Origin of the sequence: Nocardioides sp. (assembly GCF_024509035.1) — a bacterium.
Lineage (GTDB): Bacteria > Actinomycetota > Actinomycetes > Propionibacteriales > Nocardioidaceae > Nocardioides.
This window is the reverse complement of record NZ_JANINT010000034.1, coordinates 45,042-59,537: the sequence shown is the minus strand read 5'-3', so window position 1 is coordinate 59,537 and position 14,496 is coordinate 45,042. Positions and strand designations below refer to the sequence as shown.

The 14,496-nt window shown below is 72.5% G+C and carries 14 protein-coding genes; 7 read left to right on the top strand and 7 right to left on the bottom strand.

Annotation, left to right across the window (positions count from 1 at the left end):
* Positions 1-653, bottom strand: a 653-nt coding sequence (locus tag Q0L15_RS03490) for a ferrochelatase (RefSeq protein ID WP_296602275.1), incomplete at its 3' end; no start/stop codon positions are given.
* Between the two features lie 69 nt (positions 654-722).
* Between Q0L15_RS03490 and Q0L15_RS03485 the strand changes: the two genes are divergently transcribed.
* Both Q0L15_RS03485 and Q0L15_RS03480 read left to right on the top strand, forming a co-directional pair.
* Entirely contained in the window at positions 723-1,949 is a 1,227-nt protein-coding gene (locus Q0L15_RS03485) for an MFS transporter (protein ID WP_296602273.1), read from the top strand.
* Entirely contained in the window at positions 1,946-3,250 is a 1,305-nt protein-coding gene (locus Q0L15_RS03480) for a D-arabinono-1,4-lactone oxidase (RefSeq protein ID WP_296602272.1), read from the top strand. Before Q0L15_RS03485 ends, Q0L15_RS03480 begins: the two co-directional genes overlap by 4 nt.
* 7 nt (positions 3,251-3,257) lie before the next feature.
* On the opposite strand, the gene Q0L15_RS03475 is transcribed toward Q0L15_RS03480, so the two are convergent.
* A complete protein-coding gene (locus tag Q0L15_RS03475) occupies positions 3,258-3,893 on the bottom strand; it encodes a trimeric intracellular cation channel family protein (RefSeq protein ID WP_296602270.1) in 636 nt (211 codons plus the stop codon).
* Here Q0L15_RS03475 and sepH point away from each other — a divergent pair.
* Both sepH and Q0L15_RS03465 read left to right on the top strand, forming a co-directional pair.
* Positions 3,887-4,972 carry a septation protein SepH gene (gene sepH, locus Q0L15_RS03470; protein ID WP_366939530.1) on the top strand — a complete coding sequence of 362 codons (1,086 nt, stop codon included), beginning with the start codon at positions 3,887-3,889 and terminating at the stop codon, positions 4,970-4,972. The genes Q0L15_RS03475 and sepH overlap by 7 nt on opposite strands.
* A 54-nt stretch (positions 4,973-5,026) precedes the next feature.
* Positions 5,027-7,027: an SDR family oxidoreductase gene (locus Q0L15_RS03465; protein WP_296602267.1), complete on the top strand. Its 2,001-nt coding sequence runs from the start codon at positions 5,027-5,029 to the stop codon at positions 7,025-7,027.
* A gap of 33 nt (positions 7,028-7,060) precedes the next feature.
* Here Q0L15_RS03465 and Q0L15_RS03460 read toward each other — a convergent pair whose 3' ends face one another.
* The gene (locus Q0L15_RS03460; protein WP_296602266.1) at positions 7,061-7,867 is read right to left on the bottom strand and encodes a sulfurtransferase; all 807 of its coding nucleotides are present in this window, start codon (positions 7,865-7,867) and stop codon (positions 7,061-7,063) included.
* A 44-nt stretch (positions 7,868-7,911) separates the two neighbouring features.
* On the opposite strand from Q0L15_RS03460, the gene Q0L15_RS03455 reads away from it, so the two are divergent.
* Both Q0L15_RS03455 and Q0L15_RS03450 read left to right on the top strand, forming a co-directional pair.
* On the top strand, positions 7,912-8,565 hold the full coding sequence (locus Q0L15_RS03455) for a thymidine kinase (protein WP_296602265.1): 654 nt from the start codon (positions 7,912-7,914) through the stop codon (positions 8,563-8,565).
* Between the two features lie 49 nt (positions 8,566-8,614).
* Entirely contained in the window at positions 8,615-9,841 is a 1,227-nt protein-coding gene (locus tag Q0L15_RS03450) for a hypothetical protein (protein WP_296602263.1), read from the top strand.
* Here Q0L15_RS03450 and Q0L15_RS03445 read toward each other — a convergent pair.
* Complete coding sequence (locus Q0L15_RS03445; protein WP_296602262.1) at positions 9,810-10,472, bottom strand: TetR family transcriptional regulator; 663 nt, start codon at positions 10,470-10,472, stop codon at positions 9,810-9,812. The genes Q0L15_RS03450 and Q0L15_RS03445 overlap by 32 nt on opposite strands.
* Positions 10,473-10,584: 112 nt before the next feature.
* Here Q0L15_RS03445 and Q0L15_RS03440 point away from each other — a divergent pair, with 112 nt between their 5' ends.
* The gene (locus Q0L15_RS03440; protein ID WP_296602260.1) at positions 10,585-12,135 is read left to right on the top strand and encodes an MFS transporter; all 1,551 of its coding nucleotides are present in this window, start codon (positions 10,585-10,587) and stop codon (positions 12,133-12,135) included.
* Here the strand turns inward: Q0L15_RS03440 and Q0L15_RS03435 are convergent.
* Genes Q0L15_RS03435 through Q0L15_RS03425 form a run of 3 tightly spaced genes read right to left on the bottom strand, consistent with a single transcriptional unit; the run spans position 12,095 to position 14,473 of the window.
* Positions 12,095-13,213: an alkaline phosphatase family protein gene (locus Q0L15_RS03435; protein WP_296602259.1), complete on the bottom strand. Its 1,119-nt coding sequence runs from the start codon at positions 13,211-13,213 to the stop codon at positions 12,095-12,097. The genes Q0L15_RS03440 and Q0L15_RS03435 overlap by 41 nt on opposite strands.
* A 7-nt stretch (positions 13,214-13,220) precedes the next feature.
* Complete coding sequence (locus Q0L15_RS03430; protein WP_296602258.1) at positions 13,221-13,817, bottom strand: DUF5998 family protein; 597 nt, start codon at positions 13,815-13,817, stop codon at positions 13,221-13,223.
* A gap of 32 nt (positions 13,818-13,849) precedes the next feature.
* Positions 13,850-14,473 carry a sulfotransferase family 2 domain-containing protein gene (locus Q0L15_RS03425; RefSeq protein ID WP_296602257.1) on the bottom strand — a complete coding sequence of 208 codons (624 nt, stop codon included), beginning with the start codon at positions 14,471-14,473 and terminating at the stop codon, positions 13,850-13,852.
* Positions 14,474-14,496: the final 23 nt, after the last annotated feature.

The following is a 14,496-nucleotide window of genomic DNA, read 5'->3' as shown; positions in this document are numbered from 1 at the left end:
TGGATGCGCTCGACGACCTGCTCGACCACGCTGAGGTGCTGGTCGACGTACGCCCCGCCCTCGGGGCCGCTGCCGTCGTTCATGCTCAGCGGCACCGAGTGGGTCACGAAGACCAGGTGCGCCTCGTCGCGCACGTCCTCGGGCAGGTCGGCGAGCGAGGCCAGCGTCGCGTCCACCATCGGCTCCACGAAGCCGGGGTGGTTGAAGTAGTGGCGCAGCTTGTCGAGGACCGGCGCTCCGGGCACCTCGGCGACCGCGTCGAAGAGGTTCTCGCGGTACTGCCGGCAGCTGGAGTACGACGAGTAGGCGCTGGTCACGAAGCAGGCCGCCCGGGTGATGCCGTCGGCGGCCATCTGGCGCAGCGTGTCGGCCAGGAACGGGTCCCAGTTGCGGTTGCCCCAGTAGACCGGGAGGTCGATCCCCGCACCCGCCAGGTCCTCGCGGAGCGCGGCCAGGAACGCGCGGTTCTGGTCGTTGATCGGCGAGCGGCCGCCGAAGCGGAAGTAGTGCTCCCCGACCTCTTCCAGGCGCTCGCGCGGGATGCCGCGTCCGCGGGTCACGTTCTCCAGGAACGGCACCACGTCCTCGGGGGCCTCGGGGCCGCCGAAGGACACCAGCAGCACGGCGTCGTACGGACTCGCGTCGGGGGTCATGACCTCATCGTAGGGAGCCGTCGATAACGATTCGTGGCCGGTGCGGCCGCGGCCATACGCTGCTCACTGATGCTCACGTCCTACCGCCGGATCCTGGCTCAGCCCGGCGCTCTCCGCTTCTCGCTCGCCGGCCTGTTCGCGAGGCTGCCGATCTCGATGGTCGGCCTGGGCATCGTGCTGCTCGTCTCCGCCGCCACCGGCCGGTACGGCGTCGCCGGCGCGGTCTCGGCCGCGTACATGCTGGCCAACGCCGGCTTCGCGATCCTGCAGGGCCGCCTGCTCGACAAGGTGGGACAGGGCCGGGTGCTCAGCGTCGCGAGCATCGGCTTCGGCATCGCGATCGCCCTCCTCGTGGTCTCCGTGCAGGCGGACTGGCCGATCGGCACGTCGTACGTCTTCGCGGCGATCGGGGGCGCCTTCCTCCCCCAGGTCGGCTCGTGCGTCCGCGCGCGGTGGTCGCACGTGCTGGAGCGCCCCGCCGACGTGCAGACGGCGTTCGCGCTCGAGGCCGTCCTCGACGAGGCCGTGTTCATCATGGGCCCGATCCTGGTGACGCTGCTCGCCACCGCCTGGCACCCGGTCGCCGGCCTCGTCGTCGGCGTGGTCGCGTGCGTCGCGGGGACCTTGGCGTTCACCGCCCAGCACGCCACCGAGCCGCCGCCGCACCCGCGCTCGGCCACCACCGGCCCCCGGCCCGCGATGCCGTGGCGCACCGTCGTCCCCCTGGCCGTCGTGTGCGCAGCGCTCGGCGTGCTGTTCGGCGCCGCCGAGGTCACCACCGTGGCGTTCGCCGACGAGCACGGGCACAAGTCCTGGTCGGGCGGGTTGCTGGCGCTGTGGGCCCTGGGCAGCCTCACCGCCGGCGTGCTGACCGGTGCCGTCCACTGGCGGCGCGGGCCGTCGGTGCGCGTGCGCTGGGGAGCGTTGGCGATGGCCTGCGCGATGATGCCGCTCTACTTCGTGGACACCATCTGGCTGATGGGGCTCGTGCTGCTCGTCGCCGGGTTCGCGATCGCCCCGACGATGATCGCCTCGATGTCGCTGACCGAGTCGGCGGTGCCGGCGTCCCGGCTCACCGAGGGCATGGCGATCATGCAGACCGGCCTGGTCGCGGGCGTCGCCCCCGGCGCCACCCTGAGCGGTCTCGTCGTCGACCACCAGGGCGCCTCCGCGGCGTACCTCGTCTCGGTCGCCGCGGGTCTCGTCGCCGCCGCGGCGGCGCAGGCGCTGCCGCGGGGACGCACCGCGTCGACCGGCCACGAGCAGGCGGTCGGGGCCACTAGCATCGCGCCGTGAGCGTGTGGAGCAACTGGGCGGGGATCGAGTCGGCGCGGCCGTCGCGGGTCGAGGAGCCGGCGGACACCGCCGCGATCGTGGCCGCGGTGGAGCGCGCCCGGTCGGAGCGCACGACGCTGAAGATGGTCGGCACCGGCCACAGCTTCACCGCGATCTCCGCGCCTGAGCACACGATGCTGCGGCCCACCCGCCAGAGCGGGATCCTGGCCGTCGACCGGGACGCGATGACCGTGACCGCGCTGGCCGGCACCCAGCTCAAGGAGCTCAACCGCCAGCTCGAGGCGCTCGGGCTGAGCCTGCACAACATGGGCGACATCGCCGATCAGACCCTCGCCGGCGCCACCTCCACCGGCACCCACGGCACCGGCGGGGTCGCCGCCTCGCTCTCGGCCCAGATCTGCGGCCTGACGCTGGTCACCGGCACCGGTGAGGTCGTCACCGCGACCGAGACCGAGAACCCCGGGATCCTCGAGCTGGCTCGCGTCGGGCTGGGCGCCCTCGGCGTGCTCACGACGCTGACGTTCCGGGTCGAGCCGCTGTTCGTGCTCGAGGCCACCGAGACGCCGATGGGCTGGGACGAGGCGCTCGACGGGTTCGACCAGCGGATCGCGGAGCACCACCACGTCGACATGTACTGGTTCCCCCACACCGACCGGATGCTCACCAAGACCAACGACCGGCTCGACGTCGACCCGTCCGAGACCTCGCCCCTCTCGCGCCTGCGCTTCTGGTGGGACGACGAGTTCCTCTCCAACCACCTCTTCGGCGCGCTCAACCAGGTGACCAACCGGGTGCCGGCGATCATCCCGCGGTTCAACCAGGTCTCGAGCCGGCTGCTGTCGGCGCGCACCTACAGCGACGTCGCCCACCGCGTCTTCATCTCACCGCGGGGCGTGGTGTTCCGCGAGATGGAGTACGCCGTCCCGCGCGAGGCCGGCCTGGACGCGCTGCGGGAGTGTCGCGCGGCGATCGACGCCTCCGACCTGCGGATCACCTTCCCCGTCGAGATCCGGGTCACGCCCGCCGACGACATCCCCCTCTCGACGTCCTACGGGCGCGACTCCCTCTACCTCGCCTTCCACACCCACCGCGACGTCGACCACCTCGCCTACTTCGCGCTGCTCGAGCCGATCCTGCGCGCCCACGAGGGCCGCCCCCACTGGGGCAAGGTGCACACCCGCACCGCGGCCGACCTCGCCCCGGCGTACCCCCGCTTCGCCGACTTCCTCGCCCTGCGCGACCGGCTCGACCCCGACCGCGTCTTCGCCAACGCCTACCTGCGGCGGGTGCTGGGCGACTGACAGGTCTCTAGACGCTGGCGGAGCCGGTGGCGACCGGGGCCTGCCAGTGCCTCCAGATCGCGAGCAGCCGCCAGACGACGCACAGTCCGCCGCCGGTGACGACGACCACGCCGAGAGGCAGGTCGCCGTGCGTGCCGACGACGACCACGACCGCACCGGCCAGCGCCGGCGTGGCGTAGAGCTCACCGCGGAAGACAGCGGGCACGCGGCCCGCGAGCAGGTCGCGGGTCATCCCGCCGCCGATGCCGGTGACCATGCCCATCAAGGCCGCGGGCGCCGGCCCGAGCCCGTAGTCCATCGCCTTGAGCGCTCCGGTGACGCAGAACAGCCCGAGGCCGCAGGCGTCGAGCACGTTGACCCAGCGCTCCACCCGTCCGAGCACGGGGTGGTAGAAGAAGGACACCCCGCCGGCCACGACCGGCACCACCAGGTAGCGCCAGTCCTGGAGCGCGGCCGGTGGCGTGGCGTCGATCAGGACGTCGCGCAGGAACCCGCCACCGAGGCCCGTCGTGCCGGCCAGCACCAGCACGCCGAAGACGTCGAGACCCTTGCGCACCGCCACCAGCGCCCCGGTGATGGCGAACACGAAGATGCCCAGCAGATCGAGGACGACCAGCGTCGTCGAGGGTCCGGTCGATGCCACCGGACGAGGCTAGTACCGGTGGTGTCGAAGGCACGCCGTCGCGGTCCCGGCGGGGCGCGGCTCGCTGGCGTAGGCTCGGCGCACCGAAAGCCGCACTCGACACGATGGGACAAGGAGCTCGACCACCGATGGCGCACCTCACGCTCGCTGGAGTGAGCGATGACGGGAAGCGTCTGCGCCTGACCGACGACGACGGCGTCGAGCACACCCTCGACCTCGATGAGCGCCTCCGGGCCGCACTGCGCGGGGATGCGACCCGCCGATTGGAGACCAAGATGGACAGCGCCCTCCGCCCTCGCGACATCCAGGCCCGGATCCGCGCCGGGGAGACCCCCGAGGCGGTGGCGGAGGCGGCCCAGACGTCGGTCGAGAAGATCATGGCGTTCGCCGCCCCCGTGCTCGCCGAGCGCCAGCACGTCGCCGAGCGGGCGCAGCGCTCGTCCGTACGCCGCACCGACGGGGCCCCGTCCGGCGGCGGTGCCCGCACCCTCGGCGACGCCGCGGCCACCCACCTGCGCTCGGTCAACGTCGACCCCGACACCATCACGTGGGACGCCTGGCGCCGCGAGGACGGCCGCTGGACGCTGACCGCGGCGTACTCCTCCCCCGAGCGCAGCGGCACGGCTGAGCTGACCTTCGACGTGCCCGGCAACTACGTCACCCTCGACAACGAGGACGCCCGGTGGCTGGTCGGCGAGCCGATCGCGGCCGCCCCGGCCCCGCACGACGACCTGCGGCACGCCCGGCAGCGCCGGCTGAACGCCGTCGGCGAGCTCGACCAGGAGCTGCCGCTCGGCGAGGACGCCATCGGCCTGGTCTCCGAACGGCCCCTGGAGGCCTTCCTCGACGAGACCCCGCCCAGCGACCCCGAGGTCGCCGCCGAGGCCTCCGAGCTGCGCGAGGAGGCGTCCCAGGCCCAGGCCGAGGACGACCTGCACGGCGGCGAGGCACCCGAGGACGCACAGCCGGCGCCGCACGAGCACGAGCCCCCGGCGCGGCGCCCGGTGAAGAAGACCCGCGGCCGGGCCTCGGTGCCGAGCTGGGACGAGATCATGTTCGGGGGCGGCAAGCAGGAGTAGGGATCGCGCCGCGACCCCTGTCCCCCGCCGCGACCCGCGGGTAGCCTCCCGGCCATGTCCTACTTCGTGACCGGGGCCACAGGCTTCATCGGTCGGCACCTGGTCCGCGAGCTGCTCGACCACCGCGAGGGCGAGATCTTCGTGCTCGTGCGCGAGGGGTCCCTGCGCCGTATGGAGGCGTTGATCTCCCGCTGGGACACCGACCGGGTCGTGCCGGTCGTCGGCGACCTGGCCGCCGAGGCGCTCGGTGTCGACCCCGACTGGGTGGCCGAGCACCGTGGCGAGATCGACCACGTGTTCCACCTGGCCGCGATCTACGACATGACCGCCGACGCCGAGTCCAACGAGCGGCTGAACGTCGGCGGCACCCGCAACGCGGTCGCGCTGGCCGAGCAGCTCGACGCCGGCTGCTTCCACCACGTCTCCTCCGTGGCCGCCGCCGGTGAGTTCCACGGCCGCTTCGACGAGTCGATGTTCGCCGAGGGGCAGCACCTGCCCTCGCCGTACCACCGCACGAAGTACGAGTCCGAGCGCGTGGTGCGTGAGGAGTCGGGCGTGCCGTGGCGGGTCTACCGGCCCGCGATCGTGGTGGGCGCGTCGGGCACCGGCGAGATGGACAAGATCGACGGCCCCTACTACTTCTTCAGCGCGATGAAGCTGATGCGCGACCACCTGCCGGCATGGCTGCCGCTGGTCGGCGTCGACCTCGGCGACACCAACGTCGTGCCGGTCGACTACGTCGCCGCGGCGATGGACCATCTCGCCCACCTGCCCGACCGCGACGGCGAGGCCTTCCACCTGGTCAACCCCGAGCCCCAGCCGGTCGTCGACATGGTCAACGCGTTCTGCGCCGCCGCCGGGGCGCCGCGGTTCGCCACGCCCGTCGACCGAGGCATGACGCGGTTCCTCCCCCGCGCCCTGACGCCGGCCGGCATGCTCACCACCCTGGCGGGCAACGGGGCCGTGCAGTCGGTGCTCGACCTCCTGACGAGCCGCATCGGCATCCCGGCCGAGGTCCTCGCGCACACGTCGTTCACGGCCGTCTTCGACTCCCGCCGCACCGAGCAGGCCCTGGCCGGCTCCGGCATCGGGGTGCCCGACCTGGAGTCCTACGCGCGCACGCTGTGGACCTACTGGGAGGAGCACCTCGACGACTCCACCGGCCGTGACCCGCGGGTGCGCGACAAGCTGCAGGGTCGGTACGTCGTGGTCACCGGCGCGTCCTCGGGCATCGGCAAGGTCACCGCGCTCAAGGTGGCGCAGGCGGGCGGCACCCCCGTGCTGGTCGCCCGCGGCAAGGAGAAGCTCGACGAGCTGCGCGAGCTCATCGAGGCGCGCGGCGGCACGGCTGTCGTCCAGCCCTGCGACCTCTCCGACCTCGACGCCATCGACGCGCTGTGCGAGACGCTGAGCGCCGAGCTGCCCTCGATCGACTACGTCGTCAACAACGCCGGCCGCTCCATCCGGCGCTCACTGCGGCTCTCGCAGGACCGCTTCCACGACTTCGAGCGCACCATGCAGCTCAACTACTTCGGCGCGGTCCGTCTGGTGATGGGCCTGGTCCCCGCGATGCGCGCCAACCGCGGCGGGCACGTCGTCAACGTGTCCTCGATCGGGGTGCAGACCAACCCGCCGCGGTTCTCGGCGTACGTCGCCTCCAAGGCCGCCCTCGACTCGTGGAGCAACGTGGTGTCCTCGGAGCTGTTCGGCGACGGCATCACGTTCACCAACATCCACATGCCGCTGGTGCGGACGCCGATGATCGCGCCGACCAAGCTCTACGACAAGTTCCCCACGATCTCACCGGCGCAGGCGGCCGACCTGGTCATCGAGGCGATGGTCGAGCGCCCCCACGAGATCAACACCGCGCTCGGCAACGCCGGCGCCATCGCGCACACCCTGACCCCCAAGCTGGCCTTCCGGGTGCTCAACATGGCCTACCACGTGTTCCCGGACTCGGCGGCGGCCCAAGGAAAGGCGCAGGGCGAGTCCGCCGGCGGCCGGGAGTCGGAGCAGATCATGCTGGCCAAGATGTTCAAGGGCATCCACTGGTAGACCACGTTGACCCGCCCGAAAGTTTCGGGCGGGTCAACGCTCGACGGGGCGTGTCGGGTCGGTGATCCAGCCCGACCAGCTGCCCGGGTAGAGGGCCGCCCGGATGCCCGCGACCTCGAGCGCGATCAGGTCGTGCACCGCGGTCACACCGGACCCGCAGTAGACCGCGGTGTCCTCCTCGCCGGTGACCCCGGCGGCGGCGTACAGCGCCCGCAGCTCGTCGGGGCTGCGGAAGCGCCCGTCGGCGCGGAGGTTGGTCGTGGTCGGCACGTTCACCGCTCCGGGGATGTGCCCGGCCACCGGGTCGATCGGCTCGACCTCGCCGCGGTAGCGCTCGGGCGCCCGCGCGTCCACGAGCACCGGTACGTCGACCACCTGGTCGGCCCCGACGACGGGCATCGCTCCGGGACGCGCCGTGAAGTCCCCCGACGCGGGCGCGACGGCGACGGCCTGCACCGCTCCCCCGGCCGCCACCCAGGCCGGCCAGGCGCCGTCGAGCACCCGGACGTCCGGGTGCCCGTGGTAGCGCAGCAGCCACCAGGCGCGCCCGGCGGCCAGGCCCGACCAGTCGTCGTAGACCACCACGGGCCGGTCGTCGCGCACGCCGGCCCGCCGCATCGCTGCCTCGAAGTCCTCGGTGGTGGGGAGCGGGTGCCGCCCACCCTCGCCCGCAGGCGCGGCCAGGTCGGCGTCGAGGTCGACGTACACCGCTCCGGGCACGTGGCCCCGGGCGAACTCGGCGAGGCCGCCGGGCCCGCCCATCCGGTACCGGACGTCGAGGACCGTCACCGAACCGAGGACGTCGGCGAGCTCGGCGGCAGAGATGAGCGGAGAGGCCATGTGCCCATCTTGGCCGAGCCGGACGGCGTGACAGGATGCGCCCCGTGGCTGAACTGCACTTCTTCACCGGCACCATGGACTCCGGCAAGAGCACCCTGGCGCTCCAGACCAACCACAACCACTCGGCGCGGGGTCGGGTGGGCCGGCTGTTCACCACGCACGACCGGGCCGGGCAGGCGACGCTGTCGAGCCGGCTGGGCCTCACGCACGAGGCACTCGAGGTCGACCGCGACTTCGACTTCTGGCGCTACGTCGTGCACTCGCTGACCCAGGGCGGGCGCATCGACTACCTGATCTGCGACGAGGCGCAGTTCTACACCCGCGACCAGATCGACCAGCTCGCCAAGATCGTCGACGAGCTGCAGATCGACGTGTTCGCCTTCGGCATCCTCACCGACTTCCGCACCCAGCTGTTCGAGGGCAGCGCGCGCCTGGTCGAGCTGGCCGACCGGATGAACGTCCTGCAGGTCGAGGCGCTGTGCTGGTGCGGCAAGCGCGCGACCCACAACGCCCGCACCGAGAACGGCGTGATGGTCGTCGAGGGCGACGTGATCGTGGTGGGCGACGTCGACGCCGTCGACCAGCCGCCGGCCGAGGTGGCCTACGAGGTGCTCTGCCGCCAGCACCACCGCCGCCGGCTCACCGCCGCCCGCGCCAAGGCGGTGTCACTGGCCCCCGAGCCTTTGCCCTTCGGCTAGGGATTTCCCCCTTCCCCTAAAGGTCTCACTGGCCCTAGGTTGCGTGATCGTGGTCACATCCCGGGCTCGGACCCGCACCCTCAGCGTCCTGACCGTCCTCGCCGCCGCTCTCGGCGGCCTGCTCCTCCCGACCGCATCGCCGGCCCAGGCCGACGGACCCGGTGTCGGGACGCCGTGGGTGGTGACCCTCGGCGACTCCTACATCAGCGGCGAGGCCGGACGCTGGGCCGGCAGCAGCAACGCCTCGTCGAGCCGCGCCGACGCGCTCGGGTCGACCGCGTACTACGACAACGCGGCCGGCACCGGCGAGACGATCAACCGCTGCCACCGCAGCAAGTCCGCCGAGGCGTACGTCGGCGGCGGCGTCAACGGCCTCAACCTCGCCTGCTCCGGGGCGAAGACCGCGACCTCGAACGGCGACAACTTCAAGCCGGGTCTCGACTTCTTCGACGACGGCGCCGGCAAGCTCGGCCAGGCCAAGATGCTCCAGCAGTTCGCCGCCTCGCACCGGGTGAGCATGGTCGTGGTCTCGATCGGCGGCAACGACTTCAAGTTCGCCGACGTCGTCACCTCCTGCGTCGCCGACTTCCTGGCCTCGCCGACCTGGTGGAAGGACTACTGCTACGACGACAGCTCCGTGAAGGCGAACTTCACCGCGAGCAACGTCTCCGCCGTCCGCGCCCGCATCGCCGGCGCGCTGCGCAACGTCGCGACCGCCATGCGCAACGCCGGGTACGCCGACTCCCAGTGGACGCTGCTCGTGCAGAACTACCCCAGCCCGATCGCGCGCGGCTCCGGCTTCCGCTACTCCGAGAGCGGCTACACCCGCCAGAGCACCGGCGGCTGCGGGTTCTGGAACAAGGACGCCGACTGGGCCAACGACTCCGCGCTGCCGACGATCAACGGCGCCGTGTTCGGCGCGGTCGCCGACTCCGGCCTGACCAACACCCGCACGCTCGACCTGTCCAGCGCGTTCAACGGGCGCCGGCTCTGCGAGAACACCGTCGGTCTCTACGAGGAGAAGGGCATCGCCAACTGGATGTCGCCGGGCGCGGTCGACCAGACCGAGTGGATCAACCAGATCCGCACGGTGTCGACCGCCGGATCCAGCAGCCCGTACTACATCCAGGAGTCGCTGCACCCCAACTACTGGGCGCAGCTCGCCACCCGCTCGTGCGTCCGCCAGGCCTGGAACGGCGGCACCCCGCGCAGCGGGAAGTGCACGATCGCCGGCACCGGTCTGCTCAACGGCGAGCCGCGGATGAGCCTGAACTAGCCGTATCGATCGGGCGCGATCGCGGGGGCCGACGACCCGGCCCCCGCATCGCCGCGCGCAGCCCGGGAGCGGCGTACCGCACCACCTCGTCGACACTCATCGACGCCACCGGTTCGGCCTCGAGCCAGTAGCGGACCAGGACGATCCCGGCGATCTGGCTGCCGAACGCGCCCGCACGGGCCATCGCGTCGGCTCCCCCGAACCGCTCGGCCAACGGCCCGACCATCTCGGCCTGGAGCACCTCGCGCAGCAGCCGGAGGACCTCAGGATCGTGGCCCGCGCTCGAGGCGAGCGCCCGCAGCGGCCGCCCGAGCTCGGGGTCGTCCCAGACGGTGAGCACCGTGCGCAGCAGCCGTTCCGGAAGGGTCGCGTCGTCGCCGGCCAGGACTGCGCGCAGGGCGTCCGGCGGGTTCACCGTCAGCGCGAGCGCGGCGCCGAACAGCCCCTTCTTCGAGCCGAAGTAGTAGGCGACCAGGGCCTGGTCGACGCCCGCCTCGCGCGCCACACCCCGCATCGTCACGCCCTGGTAGCCGTCCTCGAGGAACTGGCGTCGCGCGACCTCCAGGATTTCCGCGCGCGTCTCGGGCTTGCCGGCCCGACGACCGCGTCGCGCCCCGCCGGACGCGCTCATCGCTCCGGTCCGCAGGTCCGCACGAGGCGCCCATAATTCATCACCCTTGAAATCTAGTCCTCGCCGGCGCGACCGTGAAGCCAACAGGCACCCGGACGCGCAGGAGGACGACATGACGACGACACAGCGGGCCGGCACGCCGGCGGCCACGCCCACGGGTACGGGCCGCGGGGTGATGCCGGTGATCGTGGTGGCACTGGCCGCGGTGGTCTCGGCGATCTCCGCCCTCAACCTCGCGGCTCCCTCGATCGCTCGTGACCTCGACGCCGACCAGAAACAGATCGCGTGGGTCGTCGACGCCTACGCCCTCAGCTTCGCGGCGCTGCTCCTGCTCGCCGGCGCCATCGGCGACCGGTACGGCCGGCGCCGGGCGCTGGCGGCCGGGCTGGTGGTGTTCGTGGCCGGCTCCGGGGTGGCCATGGCGACGCAGAGCGCCGGCCAGCTGATCGCCGTCCAGGCCGTGCTCGGCGCCGGCGCGGCGCTCGTGATGCCTGCGACGCTCTCGACGATCACCAGCACGTTCCCGCCCGAGCGGCGGGTCCGCGCCGTCGGCACCTGGGCCGGCGTCGCCGGGGCGAGCGCGATGCTGGGCCTGCTCGCCACCGGGCTGCTGCTCGAGGCCTGGTCCTGGCGGTCGGTGTTCGCGTTCAACCTGGCGATGGGGCTGGTGGCACTGGCGGGCACACTGGCCGTCGTGCCGGAGTCGGCCGACCCGGACGCGCCGCGGCTGGACCTGGTCGGCGCCCTGCTGTCGGTCGCCGGCCTCGGTCTGGTCGTCTACTCGATCATCGAGGCGCCCACGGCCGGGTGGGAGAGCGCTCGCACGCTCGCCGGACTCGGCCTCGGGCTCGTGGTCCTCGCCGGCTTCGTCGCCTGGGAGCTCACCCGGCCCGACCCGCTGCTCGATCCTCGGCTCTTCCGCCTCGGCGGGTTCTCTGCCGGCACCCTGACGATCACCGTCCAGTTCTTCGGGTTCTTCGGGTTCATCTTCCTGGTTGTCCAGTACCTGCAGCTCGTCGTGGGCCGCAGCGCGCTGGTCACCGCGCTCAGCGTCCTCCCGATGGCCCTGGTGATGATGCCCTCGGCGCGCGGGCTGGCTCCCCACCTCGCCGGTCGCGTCGGGGTCCGGCCGGTGCTGGCCGGCGGGCTGCTGCTCGTCAGTGCCGGGTTCGCCGTGCTGTCCCGGCTCGAGGCGACCAGCTCCTACCTCCCGCTGCTGGGCGGGCTGGTGCTCCTCGGGGCCGGGATGGGCCTGGCGATGACCCCCGCCACCAGCTCGATCACCGACGCGCTGCCGGCGTCCAAGCAGGGGGTCGGCTCGGCCGTCAACGACCTGGCCCGCGAGCTGGGCGCGGCGCTGGGCATCGCGGTGCTCGGCAGCATCCTCCAGTCCGTCTACCGGGACGAGCTCCGACTCCCGCCGCTGCCGCCCGCGGCGGCTGAGCAGGCCACGTCCTCGGTGGGCGCCGCCACCCACATGGGGGCCGCCGTCGCCGGCCCGGCCCAGAGCGCGTTCGTGGCGGGCATGCAGACAGCTCTGCTGTGGGCCTCGGTCACCACGGCGGTGCTCCTGGTCGTGGTGGTCGTCCTCGGACGGGTGCTGCCGGTCGCCGCGCGGACGGTCAGCTCAGCAGCAGCGGGATCAGCATCTCCTCGGGAGTGAGGGAGCCGTGCAGTCCGACGAGCCGCGCCTCGTAGGGGAACGCCGAGGTCGAGAGGACCGCGACGTCTCCTCGGCAGGCGACGACCACGTCACCGAGGCGAGGCCGCACCGACGGGGACACCGCACCGAACCAGCCGCGCTCGACCGCTGCCTCGCGGGCCAGCACCTCGGCACGGTCGCCGAGGACCTCGGTCCACGCCGCCACGACGTCGGCGACCGCGCCGCGGTGGCAGTAGAGGTGACGGAAGCGGGCCTCACCGCCGAGCAGTGCTACGCCCGTGCGCAGCTCGGCGACCTCGTCGACGTCGATCCGGCTCTGCAGCGGTGAGTCGACCATGCCGTGGTCGGCGACCACCAGCAGCCGCACGTCGGCGGGCAGGGTCTCGCGCAGCTGCTCGGCCTCGGCGTCGATCATCGCGAGCTGCTGGAGCCACTGGTGGGAGGAGACGCCGTAGCGGTGCCCCGTCCAGTCGAGGTCGCCGTCGTAGAGGTAGGTCAGCGAGCCGCGCTCGGACGACGAGGCCACCGCGGCGGCGAGCCGCTCGCCGACCTTGTCGGCACCGACGTACTCGGCCCCCCGGTGGGCGGCCAGCGTGAGTCCGCTGCGCGCGAACTCGCGCTTGTTGACGACGGTCGCGCAGCCGCCCGACTCGTGCAGCCGGGTGAAGGCGGTCGGGTTCGGCTGCCACTCCAGCGGGTCGACGTCCTTGTCCCACAGCAGGGCGTTGAGCAGCCGGTCGGTGCCCGGCACCCGGGTCGTGAAGCCGACCAGCCCGTGCGCGCCGGGCACCAGGCCGGTCCCGAGCGACGTCAGGCTGGTGGCGGTCGTGGAGGGCACGCCGGCGGTCCCAGGCGCCTGCTCGGCGAGCAGCCCCGCGAGGAACGGCGCGGCGTGGGCGTGCCGCTCGAGCTGACGGGCGCCGAGCCCGTCGACGAGGAACACGACGTACGCCGACGCCGGCGGCAGCCCGAGCCCCGTGGGGGGCTGACCGATGCCCACGCCGAGCGCGGCCGCGACGGCCGGTACGACGTCGCCGATCGACCGGTCGCCGTACGCCGGCTGGAGGAAGCCGCTCACCGTCGGGTCAGTGGCCGTGGGCGTGGGTGCGCGCCGAGAGCTGCTCGGCGAAGGACAGCAGTCCCGCGACGGCGTCGGCGCCGTCGGCCGCGGCCGAGACCCGCAGCGAGAAGTCGTCGGAGGCGAGCACCCCGGTGTAGCCGTGGTCGGCGTCGCACTCGGGGTCGCTGCAGCCGGCCGGCTCGAGGTCGACCCGGCTGACGCCGCCCCAGCCGATCGTCATGACGGCCTCGGCGGGGCGGCTCGGCCCGGACGTCGGGTTGGCGATCATCCGCGTCACGACCACCGACTTGACCGCGGAGAGACGGATCGCCTCGGTGGAGGTCGAGGTGTAGGGCTCGGGGAGCAGGTCGTCGCCCTCGTGCTCGTCGGTGTGGGCGAGGATCAGGCGGGTGGGCGTGAGCACCACGACCGAGAGGTGGCGGCGCACCTCGTCGCGCTCGAAGGTCGGCTCGTGGTGGACGAAGAACGACACGACCTGCTCACCGGCGATCGCCCCGGCGACGCCGTCGGCGACCACCTCGGGGTAGTAGCCGGTGCGGTCGATCGCGTCCCTCAGCTCGAAGGTCCGGTCGTGGTCCTCGTCGGTCCTGCTGCTCCGCATGCGGGTCAGTGTGTCACGGGGGTGCGAGGAGATCAGAAGCGATAGTCGAAGGCGGCGATGTCGCGGGCGAAGAGGTCCTCGACCCGGCGGCGCATCGGGTCGGTGTAGACCTCGCGGTAGTCGGGGCGCGACTTGTCGACGTTCACGCTCTGGAGCGGCTCCCAGGGCAGCTCGAGCCGGGCGAAGACGGCGCGCAGGTCGGCCTCGAGGCTCTCCTGGCGACCGATGAAGTCGGCGCGGCGGGTCTTGCTCGTCAGGTAGTTGATCTGCGGCGTCGCCAGACGGTTCCACCGGTCGGGACCCTCCATCACGAAGGTCTCGAAGTCGGGGCAGTGCTCGGCGACGCCCTTGATGAACGGGTTCTTCTTCATGAACGCGTCGGCGCCCTTGCGGTGCTTCTCGGCACGCTCCTTGAACCGCTCCACCATCCGGAACCACGAGAGCATGCGGGCCCACGGGTTGCGGACGAAGCCGACGGTCCAGTACGACGCGAGCTCGGGCTCCGAGGCGATGATCTGCCCGAGGCGGGCGTGCCGGTCGAGGCCCTTCACGGCCCGCGCGTCGGGCAGCACCTCGTCGAGGCGGTTGTCGATGGTCGAGCCACCCGTCTTCTGGACGTGCACGAAGAGGAAGCGCTGGGCGTCCGAAATGACCATGGCCGGGATCCTACGGGCGGCGA

Bases quoted from the DNA above. Each gene is read 5' to 3' on its own strand.
- Q0L15_RS03425 (WP_296602257.1), bottom strand. From the start codon at position 14,473: ATGGTCATTTCGGACGCCCAGCGCTTCCTCTTCGTGCACGTCCAGAAG.
- Q0L15_RS03430 (WP_296602258.1), bottom strand. From the start codon at position 13,817: ATGCGGAGCAGCAGGACCGACGAGGACCACGACCGGACCTTCGAGCTG.
- Q0L15_RS03485 (WP_296602273.1), top strand. From the start codon at position 723: ATGCTCACGTCCTACCGCCGGATCCTGGCTCAGCCCGGCGCTCTCCGC.
- sepH (WP_366939530.1), top strand. From the start codon at position 3,887: ATGCCACCGGACGAGGCTAGTACCGGTGGTGTCGAAGGCACGCCGTCG.
- Q0L15_RS03465 (WP_296602267.1), top strand. From the start codon at position 5,027: ATGTCCTACTTCGTGACCGGGGCCACAGGCTTCATCGGTCGGCACCTG.
- Q0L15_RS03460 (WP_296602266.1), bottom strand. From the start codon at position 7,867: ATGGCCTCTCCGCTCATCTCTGCCGCCGAGCTCGCCGACGTCCTCGGT.
- Q0L15_RS03440 (WP_296602260.1), top strand. From the start codon at position 10,585: ATGACGACGACACAGCGGGCCGGCACGCCGGCGGCCACGCCCACGGGT.
- Q0L15_RS03445 (WP_296602262.1), bottom strand. From the start codon at position 10,472: ATGAGCGCGTCCGGCGGGGCGCGACGCGGTCGTCGGGCCGGCAAGCCC.